Origin of the sequence: Catellatospora sp. KI3, from assembly GCF_029948125.1 — a bacterium.
Lineage (GTDB): Bacteria > Actinomycetota > Actinomycetes > Mycobacteriales > Micromonosporaceae > Catellatospora.
This window is the reverse complement of the sequence record NZ_JASAMB010000001.1, coordinates 645,729-662,761: the sequence shown is the minus strand read 5'-3', so window position 1 is coordinate 662,761 and position 17,033 is coordinate 645,729. Positions and strand designations below refer to the sequence as shown.

At 72.2% G+C, this 17,033-nt stretch carries 15 protein-coding genes; 11 read left to right on the top strand and 4 right to left on the bottom strand.

Annotation, left to right across the window (positions count from 1 at the left end; genetic code table 11):
- The first annotated feature begins 171 nt into the window (after positions 1-171).
- The 3 genes from QEZ54_RS02945 (at position 172) to QEZ54_RS02935 (ending at position 3,036) form a co-directional block, all read left to right on the top strand.
- The gene (locus tag QEZ54_RS02945) at positions 172-480 is read left to right on the top strand and encodes a hypothetical protein (protein WP_281302856.1); all 309 of its coding nucleotides are present in this window, start codon (positions 172-174) and stop codon (positions 478-480) included.
- 3 nt (positions 481-483) lie between these two features.
- The gene (locus QEZ54_RS02940) at positions 484-1,290 is read left to right on the top strand and encodes a biotin--[acetyl-CoA-carboxylase] ligase (RefSeq protein WP_281302855.1); all 807 of its coding nucleotides are present in this window, start codon (positions 484-486) and stop codon (positions 1,288-1,290) included.
- Positions 1,291-2,469: 1,179 nt separating this feature from the next.
- Positions 2,470-3,036, top strand: coding sequence for a PH domain-containing protein (locus QEZ54_RS02935; protein WP_281302854.1), 567 nt, complete (start codon positions 2,470-2,472; stop codon positions 3,034-3,036).
- Between the two features lie 10 nt (positions 3,037-3,046).
- Here the strand turns inward: QEZ54_RS02935 and QEZ54_RS02930 are convergent, their stop codons facing one another.
- The 3 genes from QEZ54_RS02930 to QEZ54_RS02920 form a co-directional block, all read right to left on the bottom strand.
- Positions 3,047-3,763, bottom strand: coding sequence for a GtrA family protein (locus tag QEZ54_RS02930; protein ID WP_281303036.1), 717 nt, complete (start codon positions 3,761-3,763; stop codon positions 3,047-3,049).
- Between the two features lie 77 nt (positions 3,764-3,840).
- Entirely contained in the window at positions 3,841-4,350 is a 510-nt protein-coding gene (locus QEZ54_RS02925) for a GtrA family protein (protein WP_281302853.1), read from the bottom strand.
- A gap of 9 nt (positions 4,351-4,359) precedes the next feature.
- On the bottom strand, positions 4,360-7,065 hold the full coding sequence (locus QEZ54_RS02920; RefSeq protein WP_281302852.1) for a sigma-70 family RNA polymerase sigma factor: 2,706 nt from the start codon (positions 7,063-7,065) through the stop codon (positions 4,360-4,362).
- A gap of 403 nt (positions 7,066-7,468) precedes the next feature.
- Between QEZ54_RS02920 and QEZ54_RS02915 the strand changes: the two genes are divergently transcribed.
- The 8 genes from QEZ54_RS02915 (at position 7,469) to QEZ54_RS02880 (ending at position 15,874) form a co-directional block, all read left to right on the top strand.
- Positions 7,469-9,304, top strand: a complete 1,836-nt coding sequence (locus QEZ54_RS02915) for a phosphoenolpyruvate carboxykinase (GTP) (RefSeq protein ID WP_281302851.1) — start codon at positions 7,469-7,471, stop codon at positions 9,302-9,304.
- Positions 9,305-9,385: 81 nt separating this feature from the next.
- Complete coding sequence (locus QEZ54_RS02910; RefSeq protein WP_281302850.1) at positions 9,386-9,841, top strand: Rrf2 family transcriptional regulator; 456 nt, start codon at positions 9,386-9,388, stop codon at positions 9,839-9,841.
- Between the two features lie 29 nt (positions 9,842-9,870).
- A complete protein-coding gene (locus tag QEZ54_RS02905; protein WP_212833790.1) occupies positions 9,871-10,641 on the top strand; it encodes an isoprenyl transferase in 771 nt (256 codons plus the stop codon).
- A gap of 351 nt (positions 10,642-10,992) precedes the next feature.
- Positions 10,993-11,694 carry a transglycosylase SLT domain-containing protein gene (locus QEZ54_RS02900; protein ID WP_281302849.1) on the top strand — a complete coding sequence of 234 codons (702 nt, stop codon included), beginning with the start codon at positions 10,993-10,995 and terminating at the stop codon, positions 11,692-11,694.
- Between the two features lie 119 nt (positions 11,695-11,813).
- Positions 11,814-13,133, top strand: a complete 1,320-nt coding sequence (locus tag QEZ54_RS02895) for a PhoH family protein (protein ID WP_281302848.1) — start codon at positions 11,814-11,816, stop codon at positions 13,131-13,133.
- 181 nt (positions 13,134-13,314) lie between these two features.
- Positions 13,315-14,001: a lytic transglycosylase domain-containing protein gene (locus QEZ54_RS02890; RefSeq protein ID WP_281302847.1), complete on the top strand. Its 687-nt coding sequence runs from the start codon at positions 13,315-13,317 to the stop codon at positions 13,999-14,001.
- A gap of 94 nt (positions 14,002-14,095) precedes the next feature.
- Positions 14,096-14,890, top strand: a complete 795-nt coding sequence (locus QEZ54_RS02885; RefSeq protein ID WP_281302846.1) for a serine protease — start codon at positions 14,096-14,098, stop codon at positions 14,888-14,890.
- Positions 14,891-14,899: 9 nt separating this feature from the next.
- On the top strand, positions 14,900-15,874 hold the full coding sequence (locus QEZ54_RS02880) for an NAD(P)/FAD-dependent oxidoreductase (RefSeq protein WP_281302845.1): 975 nt from the start codon (positions 14,900-14,902) through the stop codon (positions 15,872-15,874).
- A gap of 231 nt (positions 15,875-16,105) precedes the next feature.
- Here QEZ54_RS02880 and QEZ54_RS02875 read toward each other — a convergent pair whose 3' ends face one another.
- On the bottom strand, positions 16,106-17,029 hold the full coding sequence (locus tag QEZ54_RS02875) for a carbohydrate kinase (RefSeq protein WP_281302844.1): 924 nt from the start codon (positions 17,027-17,029) through the stop codon (positions 16,106-16,108).
- Positions 17,030-17,033 lie beyond the last annotated feature (4 nt).

Sequence of the window (17,033 nt, the reverse complement as noted above, 5' to 3'; positions counted from 1 at the left end):
TCCGTCACAGCTTCGGCCAGGTCGTCCAGGAGCAGCGCCGCCGTCTCGGCTTCCGCCGTATCGTCGGAGAGCGCTGCCGCCGCCCCCGCTTTCGCCCCGCCCGCCGACGGCGTCGGCGGCTCGGTGCACCCGATCCGGCAGGACCGGGCAAGTGCCGGGAGCAACGGAAGCGTGCCCCGTCCGGCGCCGCGTCGGCGAGCGGCCGTACCGCTGGCGGACCGTACCGTCGGCGACGGGCTGGCCACCGGACCCACCGTGGCCGTACCCGCCGGCTTCGGACCCGGCCTGGTCGCGGTCCCCGGCGGCGGCGCGAGCGCGGCCGCGGGTGAACCGGTACGCCGCCACCACCGGATGGAGGCCCTGCAGCGTCCCCGCCGCATCGCCACCGACGCCGGCCAGACCGACATCGTGCTCCCCGACTGGCTCGGCCCGTTCACCGACGGTGACACTGCCCCCGTCCGGGCCCGGCATGCGGGCTAGCGTGTGCCCGTGACCGACGACGCCCGCCCGCCACTCGACGACGTCCGGCTGCGGGACCAGACCGGCCCGTTCTGGCGGCCACGGATCGTGGCCGAGACCGGCTCCACCAACACCGACGTGGCAGCGGCCTGCGAAGGCGAGCGCGAAGGGCTGGTCGTACTGGCCGAGTCGCAGACCGCGGGGCGGGGACGCCTGGGGCGTGCCTGGCAGTCACCGCCGAGGGCCGGGCTGGCCCTCAGCGTGCTGCTGCGGCCGACCGTGGACGTGGCCCGCTGGGGCTGGCTGCCGCTGCTGGCCGGAGTCGCCCTGGCCGAGGCCGTACGCGCGGTGGCGGGGCTTGAGGCGGGACTCAAATGGCCCAACGACCTGCTGCTCGACGGGCGCAAATGCGCGGGCCTGCTGGCCGAGGTGCCCCAGCCCGGCGCTGTCGTGATCGGCATCGGAGTCAACGTCAGCCTTGCCGAGGACGAACTGCCCATGACCCCGTCGGGCCTGCCCGCGACCTCGCTCCAGCTGGCCGGGGCGCGCTCGGTGGACCGTACCGAGCTGGCCGTCGCACTGCTGCACCGCCTGCACGACCGCTACCGCCAGTGGCACGCCGCGGGTGGCGATCCCGAGGCCAGTGGCGTACGCGAGAGCTATGTGCGGCTGTGCGCCACGGTCGGCCGCGAGGTGTCGGTATCCCTCCCGGACGGTTCGGCGCTCACCGGCACCGCCACCACCGTCGACACCGACGGCCGCCTCATCATCGCCGCCCCCGACGGCACCCCGCGCCCCATCGCCGCAGGCGACATCCTCCACCTCCGCTGACACCCACCTCCGCTGACACCCACCTGCGCTGACACCCACCTGCGCTTACAGCCACCTCGGCTGACGGCGACTTCGGCTGACGCCGACTTTCGCTGACGGCCACCTCCACGGACGGGCACCTCGGCCAAGATCGCCGCCTTCGGCCTGATGGGCGACGTCAGCCCCACGGTTCCGTCCCAAACTCCGATCTCGAAGCCCACAACATCGGCTTGATCGGCATCGGTGGTCATTTCCTCTTCGTAGAGCCGGGCGAATGACCGCAAATGGCGATCATGGCTGGGCGCGGGGTGGTTGATCGCGTTCTCGGGACGTTGGCTGCGTAGGTGAGTGCGAGTGGTCGTCGCCCGTCGTCCCCGACCCCCGATCACCACACCGCGGCATCGTTGATGATCGGCATGCGCGGTCGATTCCTGCACACCTGAGCCGGTCGAGCGACCGCAAGTGGCGATCATGGCTGAGGAAACGAGGGTGATCATGTTGTCGGGGTGTCTGCCGCATAGGCGGGTGCGCAGGGTTGCCCCCTGTGCCGTCCTAAAACGCTGATCTCTGGCGGCACGACCCGTGCTGATCGGCGCCTGCGGTCACAACCTGGCCCCTCACCCCGCCAACCGACCCAAACCGCCGATCACACGCACCCCGCACCCCGCCGATCACTTCAACCCCGCGCCCGCCGATCACACCCACCCCAGGGCCGGGCGACCACTCACCCGCAGGACCGGGCGACCACTCACCCGCAGGGCCGGGCGACCACTCACCCGCAGGACCGGGCGACCACCCGCCCCGTGCCTGGGCGATCACACCTCACCCTCCGCCCCGGCTGACCACACTCATCCCGGGACCTGGCCACGCTCATCCCGGGACCCAGCGCCCACCCACCCGGGGACCTGGCGACGCTCACCCCGGGACCCTGGGCCCGCTCACCCGCCTCCGGTCATATCACCGACACTCGCGCAGCCCAGCACCCCCACGCGGGCCCGCGGCGGTGTCTGGACTGAGGAGCGTGACCGGGCCAAAGGCCCGGCAGCGACGAGGGAAGACACCGCCTGCGAGCGGGTCCGCCGTGCCCGCGGAGGCAGGCGCCGACAATAGAGCCGATTCCGGATGGTGGTGGGGCGGCACTAACCTGCTCGCGGGCAATCGCGCAGGAACTGACAGCCCGCGACATAGGAGGCAAGGAAGATGGCGTTCCCCGAGGACGTGCTGACCGACGGCGAACATGTGGTGCTCGACCTGCACCCGCACTGGAAGGCCATGATCCGGCCGGTCACGGTGCTGGTGCTGGCAGTGGCGGCGGTGATCAGCGCGCTGGTCCTGCTGGACAACGAGGTGCTGATCTACATCATCGCGGGCCTGGCCGTGGTGGCGGTGGCGTGGCTGTCGTTCTGGCCCTGGCTGGTCTGGCGTACGACGCACTACGTGCTGACCAACGAGCGGGTGCTGCTGCAGACCGGCGTGTTCTCGCGCGACCGGCGTGACATCCCGCTGTCGCGGGTCAACGACCACTCGATGAACCAGAAGTTCATCGAGCGGCTGCTGGGCTGCGGCACGCTGACCATCGAGTCGGCGGGCGAGCGCGGTCAGTCGGTCCTGAACGACATCCCGCACGTGGAGAAGGTCCAGACCACGCTGTACGAGCTGGTCGAGGCGGACCGGGACGCGTACTCGTTCAACGACAACGAGCGCGCTGCCAAGAGTTCGGCCCCGGCCCAGGCGACGCGCGCCGAGGCCGAGGCCGAGGAGAAGTAGGTCCGGCGGGTCACCGCTCTGGGCGCGGCTTGGCCTGCGTGAGCTCGTCGGAGAGCTGCGCGTCGCTGAGTTCCGCGTCCAGGGCGGCCAGCCGCTCGGCCTCGGCCGCGAACTCCGCCTCGAGCGAGGCGGTGAGGCGGGTGAAGTCGTCGCGGTGCACCTGGGCGGGCACCGGCACCCCCGCCGCGGTGGCGGCGATGGCCTCGGCGTCGAGCAGCTCCTCGACGTCGGCGACGTGCAGGTGCGCCGGGCCCAGGTCGACGTCGGCGCCGGCGGGCCCGACCGCGACCGTGTTGGCGGGGGCGAAGACGAACACGCGGTAGGTGAAGAAGCGGAACACGGTGCCCAGGACCAGGCCGAAGAAGGCCGCCACGTTGAGGGCGAGCAGGCTGGTCAGGCCGAGCGCGTACTTGGTGGCGCCCATGATGGCCAGTTCGATGGCCAGGCCCGCGACGTTGAAGATGACGAACATGACGAACTCGCGGGTGACCCCGTCCTTGGGCCGGTCCTTGTAGGTCCAGTGCCGGTTCATCAGGTACGAGGTGATCATCGCGACGACGGTCGCGACGACCTTGGCCTTGAGCTCGCCGTTCGGGAAGACCGTGAGCACCAGCCCGTTGAGGACCAGGAAATTGACCAGCGTGTTTCCGGCGCCGACGATGGCGAACTTGAGGGCCTCCGGGCCGAGTCTGCGCAGTCGGGCCGGCAGCAGACGGTCCCACATCATCTGGTCAAGGTGCACTCGGTCACTTTACGCGAGAAGAATCGCCACGACATGTTCCGCAACCCCGGATGCGTGCCATCTCACCTTGCGGAAGCCTGCGCCGCGGCAGGCTGGGGCAGCTCCACCCGGGGGCCGTTGAACACGAACCGCCGGTAGGCCCAGAAGCGGAACACGGTCGCGAACGCGTTGCCGATGAGCGACTTCGCGACGTTGTCGGCCAGGCGGGTCTGGAAGACCTCCGGCCACGCGCCGCCGAGGACGTCGTGGCTGAACCACAGCACCGCCAGGGTGATGCCGAGGCCGACCGCGTTGAAGAAGAAGTACAGGGCGTACTCGCGGGTGAGGCTGGAGCTCTCCCGGTCGCGCCAGGTCCAGTAGCGGTTGCCCAGGAACGCCGCGGTGGCCGCGATCGTCATCGAGGTGACGGTCGCGGCCAGCCAGCCCATGGGCCCCAGCAGCAGGTTGAACACCGCCAGGTCGACCAGGAAGGCCAGTCCGCCGACTACGCCGAACTTGCCCAGCTCCCGCAGCAGGTGCTGGAAGCGGCCGAGGAGCCGGGGGAGGAGTCCGGCGGCGGGTTCAGGGGTCACGTGCCGAGCTTACCGGTCGGCGGCGCCGTGGTCGCCGGTCTGCGCGGCCTCGGTGACGACCGCGAGCAGTCCGACCTCCAGCGGATCCCGGCCGGTACGCAGCCGGGCGGTGCTGCCCGGCGCGGCCGGCGCCCCCAGCCAGAGCACGTCCACCCCCGGCGTACGCCAGGTGCACCGGCCCGGGTCGGCCCGGCAGGCCAGCGCCGCGGCGCTGCTGTTGCGCCCGCCGGCGAGGTTGCCCGCGACGCCCACCTGGCTGTCCCCGATGTAAAGGGAGTCGCCGGCCATGTTGAGGTCGCCGTCCCACAGGGCCAGGCCGATCTTGACCTGCCCGCCCGGACCGAGGGCCACGGTGGCGTCGTCGTCGCCGTGGCCGGTACGCGGCCCCAGGTAGACGGCGGCCTCGGCGCGCGGGGCGCCGTCGCGGGCGTAGACCACGGCCAGGCTCCAGCCCGCGTACTGGCCGCTGCCGTGCGGCAGCTCGTCGGCGGGGGCGGCCAGCCACCAGTCGCCGCCGGTACGGACCAGGCCGGTGACGTCGGCGAAGCCCTGGGTGAGCGAGGGGCTGGTCTGGCCGTGCCCGTACCGGACCTCGACGGGGTGCCACCGGCCGCTGGGCCCGTGCAGGCCGACGGTCTGCGGGAACCGGTCGGACGAGGTGGCCAGGACCAGGCCCGCCCAGCGCACCTCGGCGCCCCGGGGCAGGATCAGCCGGGCTCCGGCGGCCGCCTTCGGCCCGGCCAGGACGCTGATCCGCCCGTCCGGGCCTTTCGGGCCGCCCTTGTCGAACAGCCCGTCGGGCGCCTGCGGCTCGGCGACGCCGGGCAGCAGCGGCAGCATCGGCAGCAGGTTGTTGTCGTCGGACTGGAAGCACTGCGGGCGCGGGCTGCACGACAGCAGCGTGTTGCCCGCCAGCGCCACGTCGACCCGGCCGCTGGCGGCGTACCCGGCGCGCATGCCCGCGGGGGCCACCGGCACCCGGAAGGCGGCGGCGCGGCGTCGTCCGCCGAACTCGACCGAGGTGGCCACCGGCTGGAACCCGCTGACGGTCTTGTCCACCTCGACCGGCAGCCGCACCGTGGACAGCTGCCCCGGGCGCAGGGCGGCATGGGCGCAGGCGGCGCCCCCGGTGGTGGTCTCGCAGCGCCAGCCGTCGCCGCCGTCGGCGCCGATCAGGTGCACGCCGGCCGGGAGCGTGACCTCCAGCCGTACCGCATCCGCGGCCAGGCCGACCGGCACGGCCGGGACGGGTCCGCGTGCCTTGGCCACCGGAGTGCCCGTGCCCGGCGCCAGGGTGTCCGCGACGGTGTCCGGTCCCACGGCGTCCGGTCCCGCGGCCTCTGGTGTGACGGTGTCTGGCGCCGGGGCGGTCTGGCTGGTGGTCCGCTCGGGCGGGCCGGGGGCCCGGACCGGGATCGGCAGGGTGCCCTTGCCGCCCGCGGTCAGGTCCGCGGCGGCCGGGTCGGCCTGCGCGGGCGGCACTGCGGGTGCGGGGGCCACGGGTTCGGGGGCGCCCGGCGGCGCGGTGCGGGCGGGCGAGGGGCGCGGGGCCTGGCTGCGGGCGGTCGCGGAGGACGCGGCCGTCGGGGCGGGCGCGGCAGTCGGCGCGCCGCCGGGCGACGCGGGCCCGGCCGGAGCGGGCACGGGTATGGCCTGAGGCCGCCGCACCGGCACCGGCGTCGCCGTCATCAATGCGAACACCAGCACTCCGGCCAGCGCCGCGAGCGCCACCCCCGCGCCCGCGACCACCCCGCCCGCCCCGAACCGGGCGACCAGGCGCCGGGGCAGCCCGGCCAGCCACCACCAGGCGGCGGCCAGTGCGGTGAGCGCGGCGGCGACCTCGGTCCGCAGGGCGGTGCGCCGGTCGTGCAGCCAGGCGGCGAGTCGGCCCCGCATCGGGATGCGGGCGGGGCGGGCGGCGCCGGACAGGTAGCCCGCCGCCGCGGCGCCGAGCAGCACGGGCGCTAACACCCCCCGGAGGCCGCCGTTCTCCTCTGCCAGCTCGCGGTGCAGGCGGCGGCACTCGGCGCAGCCGGTGAGGTGCTCGTCGACCTTGGCCCGGTCGCGGCGGGCCAGCGCGGCCCGCACGTACCCGGCCAGGTGCGAGCCGGTCCAGTGGCAGCGCGGGTTGCCGGTGGTGGCGATGTGCTCCTGCAGGTACATCTGGCGCAGGCGTTCGCGGGCCCGGTAGGCCAGCGCCGCCACCCCGTTCGGGGTCAGCCCCATGATCGGTGCCACCTGGGCCGGGCTCTCGCCCTCGACCTCGGTGTGCCACAGCACGGCGCGCCACCGCTCGGGCAGCCTGGCGAAGGCGCGCGCCGCGTACGACGTCTCCAGGCGGGAGATGGTCGGATCGTCGGTCGGCTGCGCGGTCTCGTACCGGGTGAGGTCGTCGGTGAGCTCCAGCCGGCGCTCGCGGCGGGCCCGGTCGTAGCGGGTGTGCCGCATGGTGGTGAGCAGGTAGGCGCGGAACGCGCTGTCCGGGCCGCCGCCCTCGCGCAGGGCGGCCAGCACCTTGGCGAACGTCTCGGCGATGAGGTCGTCCGTCTCGGCGGTGTCGGTGGACAGCACCCGGGCCAGGCGTCGGGCGCTGTCGTAGTGGCGCCGGTAGAGCAGGCCGTAGGCGCCGGTGTCACCGCCTCGTACCAGGGCGATCAGGTGGTGGTCGGTGTGCGGATCGAGCCGATCCAGGGCAGGGTCGTACGCAGTGGTCACAGCCGCCTCCGGGGGGAATGTCCGAGTTTCTACCGGCTGTTACGGACGTTAGACCAATCACCCGATTTGCGGAATATGCCAAAACCGTGGTGAAGTCGGTTAACCAGGTTCGGGAGCGTCTGGTGACGGGTATGCGCCGTGTGATTTTCAGCGGTCGCCCGGCCGGGAGGGGCGAGCGTGACAGATGTGACGGAGGAAAGGATTTGCGGAAACGTGCGCGGTTCACCGAAGAACCGTGCGTGAGAGTGCAGTCGCACCGAGGCTTGTGCAGTTATTCACAAGCCGGAGCGGGCTTTTGGCCCCTGACCGGGCTTACGCTGAGCCCACATCCCGGACGACAGACGGCCAGCGGCCGTTGCTCTGTCGTATCCGTCGGTCAAAGACGACCACGAGGAGAACACCCATGACCGCGCCGGCAGTCATCGCAGGGCTAGACCAGCATCCGACCGAGCACGCGAAGCTCATCGCCTGGGTGCGCCAGGTCGCCGAACTCACCACCCCCGACCGCGTCGTGTGGGTCGACGGTTCCGAGGCCGAGTGGGCGCGGCTCACCGGCGAGCTCGTCGCCGGGGGCAGCCTGACGCCGCTCGACCCGGTGAAGCGTCCGAACTCGTTCTGGGCCCGCACCGACCCGTCCGACGTAGCGCGGGTCGAGGAGCGCACCTTCATCTGCTCGGTCGACGAGGCCGACGCCGGCCCGACCAACAACTGGATGGCCCCGGCCGAGATGAAGCAGCTTATGACCGAGCTGTACCGCGGCTGCATGCGCGGCCGGACCATGTACGTCATCCCGTTCTGCATGGGTCCGCTGACCGCGGAGAACCCGATGTTCGGCGTCGAGCTCACCGACTCGGCGTACGTGGTCGCCAGCATGCGGATCATGACCCGGATGGGCAGCAAGGTGCTGGCGGCCATGGGCTCCGACGCCGACTTCGTCCCGGCGCTGCACTCGGTCGGCGCCCCGCTGGAGCCGGGCCAGGCCGACGTGCCGTGGCCGTGCTCGACCACCAAGTACATCTCGCACTTCCCGGAGACCCGCGAGATCTGGTCGTTCGGTTCGGGCTACGGCGGCAACTCGCTGCTGGGCAAGAAGTGCTACTCGCTGCGCATCGCCAGCGTGATGGGGCGCGACGAGGGCTGGCTCGCCGAGCACATGCTGATCCTCAAGCTGACCAACCCGGCCGGCAAGGTGCACTACATCGCGGCGGCGTTCCCGTCGGCGTGCGGCAAGACCAACCTGGCCATGCTGGAGCCGACCATCCCGGGCTGGAAGGTCGAGACCCTGGGCGACGACATCGCCTGGATGCGCTTCGGCGACGACGGCCGCCTCTACGCGGTCAACCCGGAGTACGGCCTGTTCGGCGTCGCCCCGGGCACGGACTGGAAGACCAACCCCAACGCGATGCGTACGCTCGCCTCGGGCAACTCGCTGTTCACCAACGTCGCCCGCACCGACGACGGCGACATCTGGTGGGAGGGCATGGGGCAGCCCCCGGCCCACCTGACGGACTGGCACGGCAACGACTGGACCCCGGACTCCGAGCAGGTCTCCAGCCACCCGAACTCGCGGTTCTGCACGCCGATCACCCAGTGCCCGATCCTCGCCCCGGAGTACGACGACCCCAAGGGCGTGCCGATCTCGGCGATCCTGTTCGGCGGCCGCCGCAAGACCACGATCCCGCTGGTCAGCCAGGCCCGCGACTGGGTGCACGGCGTGTTCCAGGGCGCGACCCTGTCCAGCGAGACCACCGCCGCCGCGGTCGGCCAGGTCGGCGTGGTCCGGCGCGACCCGATGGCGATGCTGCCGTTCATCGGCTACCACGCCGGCGACTACTTCCGGCACTGGATCGCGATGGGCAAGGGCGCCGACGGCAACGCCGACAAGCTGCCCGGCATCTTCTACGTCAACTGGTTCCGCCGCGGCGACGACGGCCGGTTCCTGTGGCCCGGGTTCGGCGAGAACTCGCGCGTGCTCAAGTGGGTCGTGGACCGGCTGGAGGGCGAGGCCGGCGCGGTCGAGACCCCGGTCGGCTTCGTGCCGCGCGCGCAGGACCTGGACCTGGTCGGGCTGGAGCAGCCTGTCGCCGACGTCGAGCTGGCCCTGGAGGTCCGCGCCGAGGAGTGGCGGCAGGAGCTCCCGCAGATCACCGAGTGGTTCGAGAAGTTCGGCGACAAGCTGCCCGGCGTGCTCTGGGCGGAGCTGGACGCGCTGAAGGCGCGCCTGGGCGTCACCGAGTAGTCCGTTCATATTTCCGCAACATCCGTTCACATCTCGCAGGCCCGCTGACACCGTCGGCGGGCCTGCGGGCATGATGGGAGCGTGCAGATCTCGGCGCGAGGCGATTACGCGGTCAGGGCGACCCTTGAGCTGGCCAACGCGTACCCCAACACCATCTCGGCCCAGGCCCTCGCCGACGCCCAGGGCCTGCCCCGCAAGTTCCTGGAGGCGGTCCTGGCCGACCTGCGCCGCAGCGGCGTCATCCACGCCGTGCGCGGTGCCGACGGCGGCTACTGCCTGAGCGTGCCGCCCACCGAGGTCACCATCGGCATGGTGCTGCGCGCCGTCGACGGCCCGCTCGCGGGCGTACGCGGGCACCGGCCCGAGCAGACCAGCTACACCGGGACCGCGCTGCACCTGCCGCTGGTCTGGGTCGCCGTCCGCTCGGCCGTGCGCAGCGTGGTGGACGAGGTCACCCTGGCCCAGGCGGTCACCGGCCAGCTGCCCGAGGCCGTCCGCGAGCTGACCACGGCCCCCGATGCCTGGCAGCCGCGCTGACCAGCTTCGGCGGCGTTAGGCTGCCCTGGATGAAACTGCGCGATCTCGTCTACTCGGTGTACGAACGCCGCCTGACGTCCCTGCTGGCGGGCAAGCCCCGCCCCCGCCACGTGGGCGTCATGTGCGACGGCAATCGCCGCTGGGCGCGCGACATGGGCTACGTCGACCCCAACGACGGCCACCGGGTCGGCGCCGCGCGGATCAAGGAACTGCTGCGCTGGTGCGACGAGGCCGACATCGCCCACGTCACGCTGTACCTGCTGGCCACCGACAACCTGCGCCGGCCCGCCGCCGAGCTGGACCCGCTGCTGCAGATCATCGTGGACCTGGTCACCGAGCTGGCCGAGGACGGCAACCCCTGGCAGCTGCGCATGGTCGGCGCGCTGGACCTGCTGCCCGCCGAGACGGCGGCGGCGCTGAAGGCGGCCGAGAACCGCACCGGCGGCCGCGAGGGCGGGGCGTTCGTCAACATCGCGGTCGGCTACACCGGGCGCCGGGAGATCGCCGACGCGGTGCGCTCGCTGCTGCAGGAGCACGCCAAGGCGGGGGCCACCATCGAGGAGGTGGCCGAGCTGATCGACGTGGAGCACATCGCCGAGCACCTCTACACCCGCGGCCAGCCCGACCCCGACCTGATCATCCGGACCAGCGGCGAGCAGCGGCTGTCCGGCTTCCTGCTGTGGCAGTCGGCGCACTCGGAGTTCTACTTCTGCGAGCTCAACTGGCCCGACTTCCGCCATGTCGACTTCCTGCGCGCCCTGCGCGCCTACGCCGGCCGCCAGAGGCGCTTCGGAACTTAGTTTCTGGCAGCCGCCTCGGCGGCTGCGGCGTGATCGCCTCAAGGCGGCGTCTTCCCTCGTCGCTGCCGGGCCTTCGGCCCGGTCACGCTCCTCAGTCCAGACGCCGCCGCGATCGCGCGGGTCACTGTCACGGGTGGATAACAGATTGTTGCTGTCCGATTGATGCCCTCGCGCTAGCTGCACTCCTGTTGAGAATGTGACGAGTTTCACGATCACCGTAGTGAGCTTGTCAGTTCGGTTATCCCTTCGGCAAGGTCTGCGACCAGCGCATTCGCCTCCCCGGGCGAACTCGCTGCTCCCGGCGCCCTCCCCCTCGCTTGGGCGCGGAACCCCCGACGAAGGGACCGACTCGTGTCGACACCCCGTACCCCGTTCGCCCGACACCGCCGCTCCCGGCCGGCTGGTGTCCACTCGCGAAAGATCGCCATCGGCGTGCTGTGCGCCGCGCTGCTCGGCTTCGGCGGCTACCGGCTGGCCGCCGCCGACGAGCCGACCGCGGTGGACCTGGCCTCCCGGGACGCCTCGGCGCAGCAGTACAGCCGCGACTTCGAGCGCACCGCGACGCCCACCCCGAGCGCGAGCCCCACGCCCACCGCGACGCCGTCGCCGCGAACCCTGCAGAGCACGCCCTCGGCGGCCCAGACCGTCAAGCCCAAGCTGACGCCGACGGTCAGGCGTACCACTCCGAAGCCGACCGCCAGGCCCGCGTCGCCGAAGCCGACCTCGGCCACGCCGTCGTCGTGCAAGGCGTACACGGGCAACCAGTTGACCGCGTGCAAGCTGCTGCCGAGCTTCGGCTTCGGGTACAGCCAGATGTCGCCGCTGGTGAAGCTGTGGAACCACGAGAGCGGCTGGAACGCGCGGGCTGAGAACAAGGGCTCCGGCGCGTACGGCATCCCGCAGGCGCTGCCCGGCAGCAAGATGGCCAAGTTCGGCGACGACTGGAAGACCAACCCGGCCACCCAGATCAAGTGGGGGCTGGACTACATCAAGAACCGGTACTCCACGCCCGCCGGGGCGTGGAACCACTTCCAGGACAACAACTGGTACTGACACGAATACTGCCTGCTACCACCGGTGCGGGACGCGAGATGTGCTCGCATCGGTGGTCGTAAGTGGCTGATCAGCGCCAACATGCTGGCCAAACAGCGTTTCTGCGGTTAGCGTGAGTCATGGTCGATGTCCCGATACGCACCTACGTACTCGACACCTCCGTGCTGCTGGCCGACCCTGCCGCGATCCGTCGCTTCGCCGAGCACAACGTCGTGCTTCCACTCGTGGTCATCTCCGAACTCGAGGGCAAGCGGCATCATCCGGAACTCGGCTGGTTCGCCCGCCAGTCCCTGCGGTTGCTGGACGACCTGCGGGTGCGCCACGGAAGGTTGGACGTGCCACTGCCGGTCAACGAGATCGGCGGGACGCTGCGGGTGGAGCTCAACCACTCCGACCCGCGGCTGCTGCCCAGCGCGCTCCGCCACTCGGCGGACCGAGATTTCGGTCGCAACGACAGCAACGACGCGCGGATCCTGTCCGTCGCGCTGGGGCTGGCGCAGGCGGGCGAGCTGGTCACCCTGGTCAGCAAGGACATGCCGCTGCGGGTCAAGGCCGCCGCGGTCGGGCTGCAGGCCGACGAGTACCGCCACGACCAGGCCGTGGACCCGACGTGGTCGGGGCTGGCCGAGGCGGAGCTCACGGACGCGCAGATGACCGCCCTCTACGCCGGTGAGGGCATCGACCTGGACGAGGCCTCCGGCCTGCCCGTCCACACCGGACTGGTGCTGCACGCCGGGCGCGGCTCCGCGCTGGGCCGGGTGCACACCGACAAGACCGTGAAACTGGTCCGCGGCGACCGCGAGGCGTTCGGGCTGCGCGGCCGCTCGGCCGAGCAGCGCATAGCGCTGGACCTGCTGCTGGACGACAGCATCGGCATCGTGTCGCTGGGCGGCCGGGCCGGCACGGGCAAGTCCGCGCTGGCCCTGTGCGCGGGCCTGGAGCAGGTGATGGAGCGCGGCAAGCACAAGAAGGTGATCGTCTTCCGGCCGCTGTACGCCGTGGGCGGGCAGGAGCTGGGCTACCTGCCCGGCACCGAGGCCGAGAAGATGTCGCCGTGGGCGCAGGCCGTCTTCGACACCCTGGGCGCGCTGGTGCACGACAACGTACGCGACGAGGTGCTGCACCGGGGCATGCTCGAGGTGCTGCCGCTGACCCACATCCGCGGCCGCAGCCTGCACGACGCGTTCGTGATCGTCGACGAGGCGCAGTCGCTGGAGCGGGGCGTGCTGCTCACGGTGCTGTCGCGGATCGGCGCCGGGTCGCGGGTGGTGCTCACCCACGACGTGGCGCAGCGGGACAACCTGCGGGTCGGCAAGCACGACGGCGTTACGGCGGTGATCGAGACGCTCAAGGGGCATCCGCTCTTCGCCCACGTCACGCTGACCCGTTCGGAGCGTTCCGCCATCGCCGAAGTGGTCACCGACCTTCTGGAGGAGTGACCGCGCCCGGATAAGGTACGTTTTGCGGCGTGACCGGGGTCACAGTCGCCCAGACGGGGGCGACAGATCCCGGTCCGCTGGGTAAGGCTGGGCCGGAACCCCTCGATGCCCGGCCCCGTCCACCCCCGACACCCCTGGCACCTGGACGCGGCAAGCGGGCACCTCCGAAAGGAATTCCGGAGTGTCTCGGCCCCGCCGTGCCCGCCGTCGTCGTGCCACCCCGCGCGGCAGCATCGTCCTACGCGCCATCGCCCTGCTGACCCTGCTCGGCGGGGTGGCCGGCGGCCTGTACGTGGACCGGTTCCACGACGGGCAGACCGGGGCGGCCAACGCCGGTCGGCTCGACGCCGCCGACGCCGCCGAGCAGCAGATGCTCAAGGACCACATCGAGGACTGGCTCGCCTCCACCGCCGACGAGCGGGCGCTGCAGGCGCTGGCCGAGGCCCGGGCCCGCGCCGAGGCGGCGCTGGCCGCCGCCCGCGCCGCCGCGGCCGAGAACGAGGCCAGCCGCCGCGGGGCCGGGCGCACCCAGAACTACGGCCCGATCCCGTCGAGCTGCGGCGCCTACAGCGGCAACCGGGCCATCGGCTGCGCCGTGCTGCTGTCGGAGGGCTTCGGCCTGGACCAGATGCCGTGCCTGGACAAGCTGTGGACCAGGGAGTCCCGCTGGACCATCACGTCGGAGAACAAGAGCTCCGGGGCGTACGGCATTCCGCAGGCGGTGCCCGGGGACAAGATGGCCAAGTTCGGCGACGACTGGCGGACCAACCCGGTCACCCAGATCAAGTGGGGCCTCGACTACATCCAGCGGCGCTACCAGAACCCCTGCAAGGCCTGGCAGCACTCCGAGGATCAGGGCTGGTATTAGCCGGTCGGCCCGGCAAGTCCGACCGCCACTCCGCACGCCACCACCTAATATCGGGTGAAATCGGACGGCCGGATGCGGCTGGCGGAGGGTGGCTATGCGAGCGTTGACGCTGGTCTTGGGCGTGGTGGTCGGGCTGGCAGGGCTCGGGTCGGCCGCGCAGGCACGCCCGGACGAGCCGCCCCGGCCCGAGATCGTCGGCGGGACGCTCGCGGGCGCCACCGAGTTCCCCTTCGTGGTACGGCTCAACAACGGCTGCGCCGGCACCCTGGTCAGCTCCAGGTACGTGCTCACCGCCGCGCACTGCGCCAGCCGCACCGGCACCACCTCGTCGTACGTCGCGACCATCGGCTCGGCCGACCTCGGCTCGGGCCGGGCCGAGCAGGTGCGCAGCGAGCGGGTACGCCGCGCGCCCGGCTTCACGGACGTGACCCGCGGCGACGACTGGGCGGTCATCCGGCTCGCCCATTCGGTCGACCTGCCCGTGGTCGCCCTGCCCACCGGCACCGCGCTGGACGGCGGCGCACTGACCGTCGTCGGCTGGGGCGCCACCCGCGAAGGCGCGCTCATCCAGCAGCGCCGCCTGCGCCAGGTGCAGGTCCCGTACGTCGGCGACGGCACCTGCGGGAACGTGTTCCGCAGCAAGGGCTACCCGTTCGTGGCCTCCGACATGATCTGCGCCGGGGACCTGCGCAACGGCGGCAGGGACGCGTGCCAGGGCGACTCGGGCGGGCCGCTGCTGCGCCGCGACGGCGGCCGCTGGGTGCAGGTCGGCATCGTGAGCTGGGGCGTCGGCTGCGGCCGGGCCGCCTACCCGGGCGTCTACACACAGGTCTCGCGGTTCGCCGCCGATATCCGGGCGGCCATTGAGGAGCAGCCCGCGCGCGGCTAGGTTCACCCCATGACGGAGCGCAGCACGGCAGATGTCGATCTGGCGATCATCGGAGCGGGCCCGACCGGCCTGTTCGCGGCGTACTACGCCGGGTTCCGCGGCCTGAGCACCTTGATCGTCGACGCCCTGCCCGAGGCGGGCGGCCAGGTGACGGCGATGTACCCGGAGAAGATGATCTTCGACGTGGCCGGGTTCCCGCAGGTGCGCGGGCGCGAGCTGATCGCGAACCTGGTCGCGCAGGCGGGGGCGTTCGATCCCGCGTACCGGCTGGGGGTGCAGGCCGCGACCCTCGCCTACGCCGACGACCGGCCGGTGCTCGGCCTCGGCGACGGCACCACCGCGCGCTGCGGCGCGGTGCTGATCACCGGCGGCCTCGGCTCGTTCACGCCGCGCCCGCTGCCGGCCGCCGCGGACTTCGCCGGCACCGGCGTGATCTTCTTCGTGCCCGACCCGGCGGTGCTCGCCGGCAAGCACGTGGTGATCGTCGGCGGGGGAGACTCGGCCTTCGACTGGGCACTGGCCCTGGCCGAGATCGCGGCCAGCGTCACGCTGGTGCACCGGCGCGACAAGTTCCGCGCGCACGCGGCCACGGTGGCCAAGGTCAGCGCGCTACCGGTCCGCATCGTGGTCAACAGCCAGGTCACCCGGCTGATCGGCACCGACCGGGTCGAGTCGGCCGAACTCAACGGCACCGAGATCATTCCGGCCGATGTGGTGGTGGCTGCGCTGGGCTTCACCGCCGACCTCGGCCCGCTCGCCGAGTGGGGCCTGGATCTGCGGAAACGAAACATCCTCGTCGACTCCACCATGGCCACGAACCTGCCCCGCGTCTTCGCCGCCGGCGACATCGTCGAGTACCCGGGCAAGGTCCGTCTCATCGCCACCGGCTTCGGCGAGGCCGCCACCGCCGTCAACAACGCCGCCATCGTCATCGACCCCAGCGCCCACCTGTTCCCCGGCCACTCCTCCGAGGACGTGGTCTGACGGCCGTCTCTCCTCCCGCCCTGCATCCACCTGCTCAAACAGGCGCCCTACGGCGGAGATCCGCCCCGCCCCGCCCCACCCCACCTGTTATTGACGCTGGCCTATCTAGAAGCCGATTTCGTGAAATCTGTGTCCTAGATAGGCCAGCGTCGATGTCAAGCGGGTCGTGCCGGTGCTGAGCGGGCCGCGTCGAGGCAGGGGCAGGGCCGTCGGCCCGTGTCGGGGCGGGGTCTACACCAGCTGGAAGGCGCGGAGTTCGTCCAGGGTGGGCGGGTCGGCGCCGGGGCGGGTGCAGGTGAGGGCGGCCGCGTCGCACAGGTGGCGCAGCATCAGGCGCAGCGTCTCCGGGGCCAGTTCCCGGGCGAGCTGGTCGCGCAGGCGGCCGGCCTCGTGCAGCCAGGCCAGCAGCGCGCCCATCGCGGTGTCGCCCGCGCCGATGGTGTCGACCATCGAGATCGCCGGGGCGGCGACGGTGACCTCGTGGTCGGCCGTCATCGCGGTGGCGCCCGCGTCGCCGTGCGTGAGCACGATCAGCTTCGGGCCGCTGGCCAGCCAGCGGTGCGCGGTCTCGCTCGGCGGCACGTGCGGGTACGCGTGGGCCAGGTCGCCTTCGCTGGCCCGTACCAGATGGGAGAGCTCGACCAGGCGCTCCAGCCGCACCAGCGAGTCGGGCCGGGCCAGCGCGACGCTGCGTACGTTCGGGTCGAACGCGATGGTGCAGCGGTCGTGGTGGCGCAGCGCCCAGCGCTCCAGCGCGTCCGCGCCGGGCGGCAGGAACGCTGCCAGCGAGCCGATGTGGATCGTGCTGCCGTCGGGCAGGTCGGGCAGCTCGCGGTCGCGCCAGCCGAAGTCGGCGGCACCGGCGAGCCAGAAGTCGTACAGCGCCTCGCCGTCGTCGCCGACCGAAGCCAGTGCCAGCGCGGACGGCTGCGCGGTGCCGACCACGTAGCGGGTGTCGACGCCCGCCGAGGTGAGCCGGTTGCGGAACGCGGTGCCGAACGAGTCGCGGCCCAGGCGGGCGGCCATGGCGACGGGGGCGCCCAGCCGTGCCGCCGCGATGGCGGTGTTGGCGGGGCCGCCACCGAGCGCGGCACGCAGCAACCCGTCCCCGGCGGGGACGAGATCCACGACATGTTCTCCGGCGACGACGATCACCCGG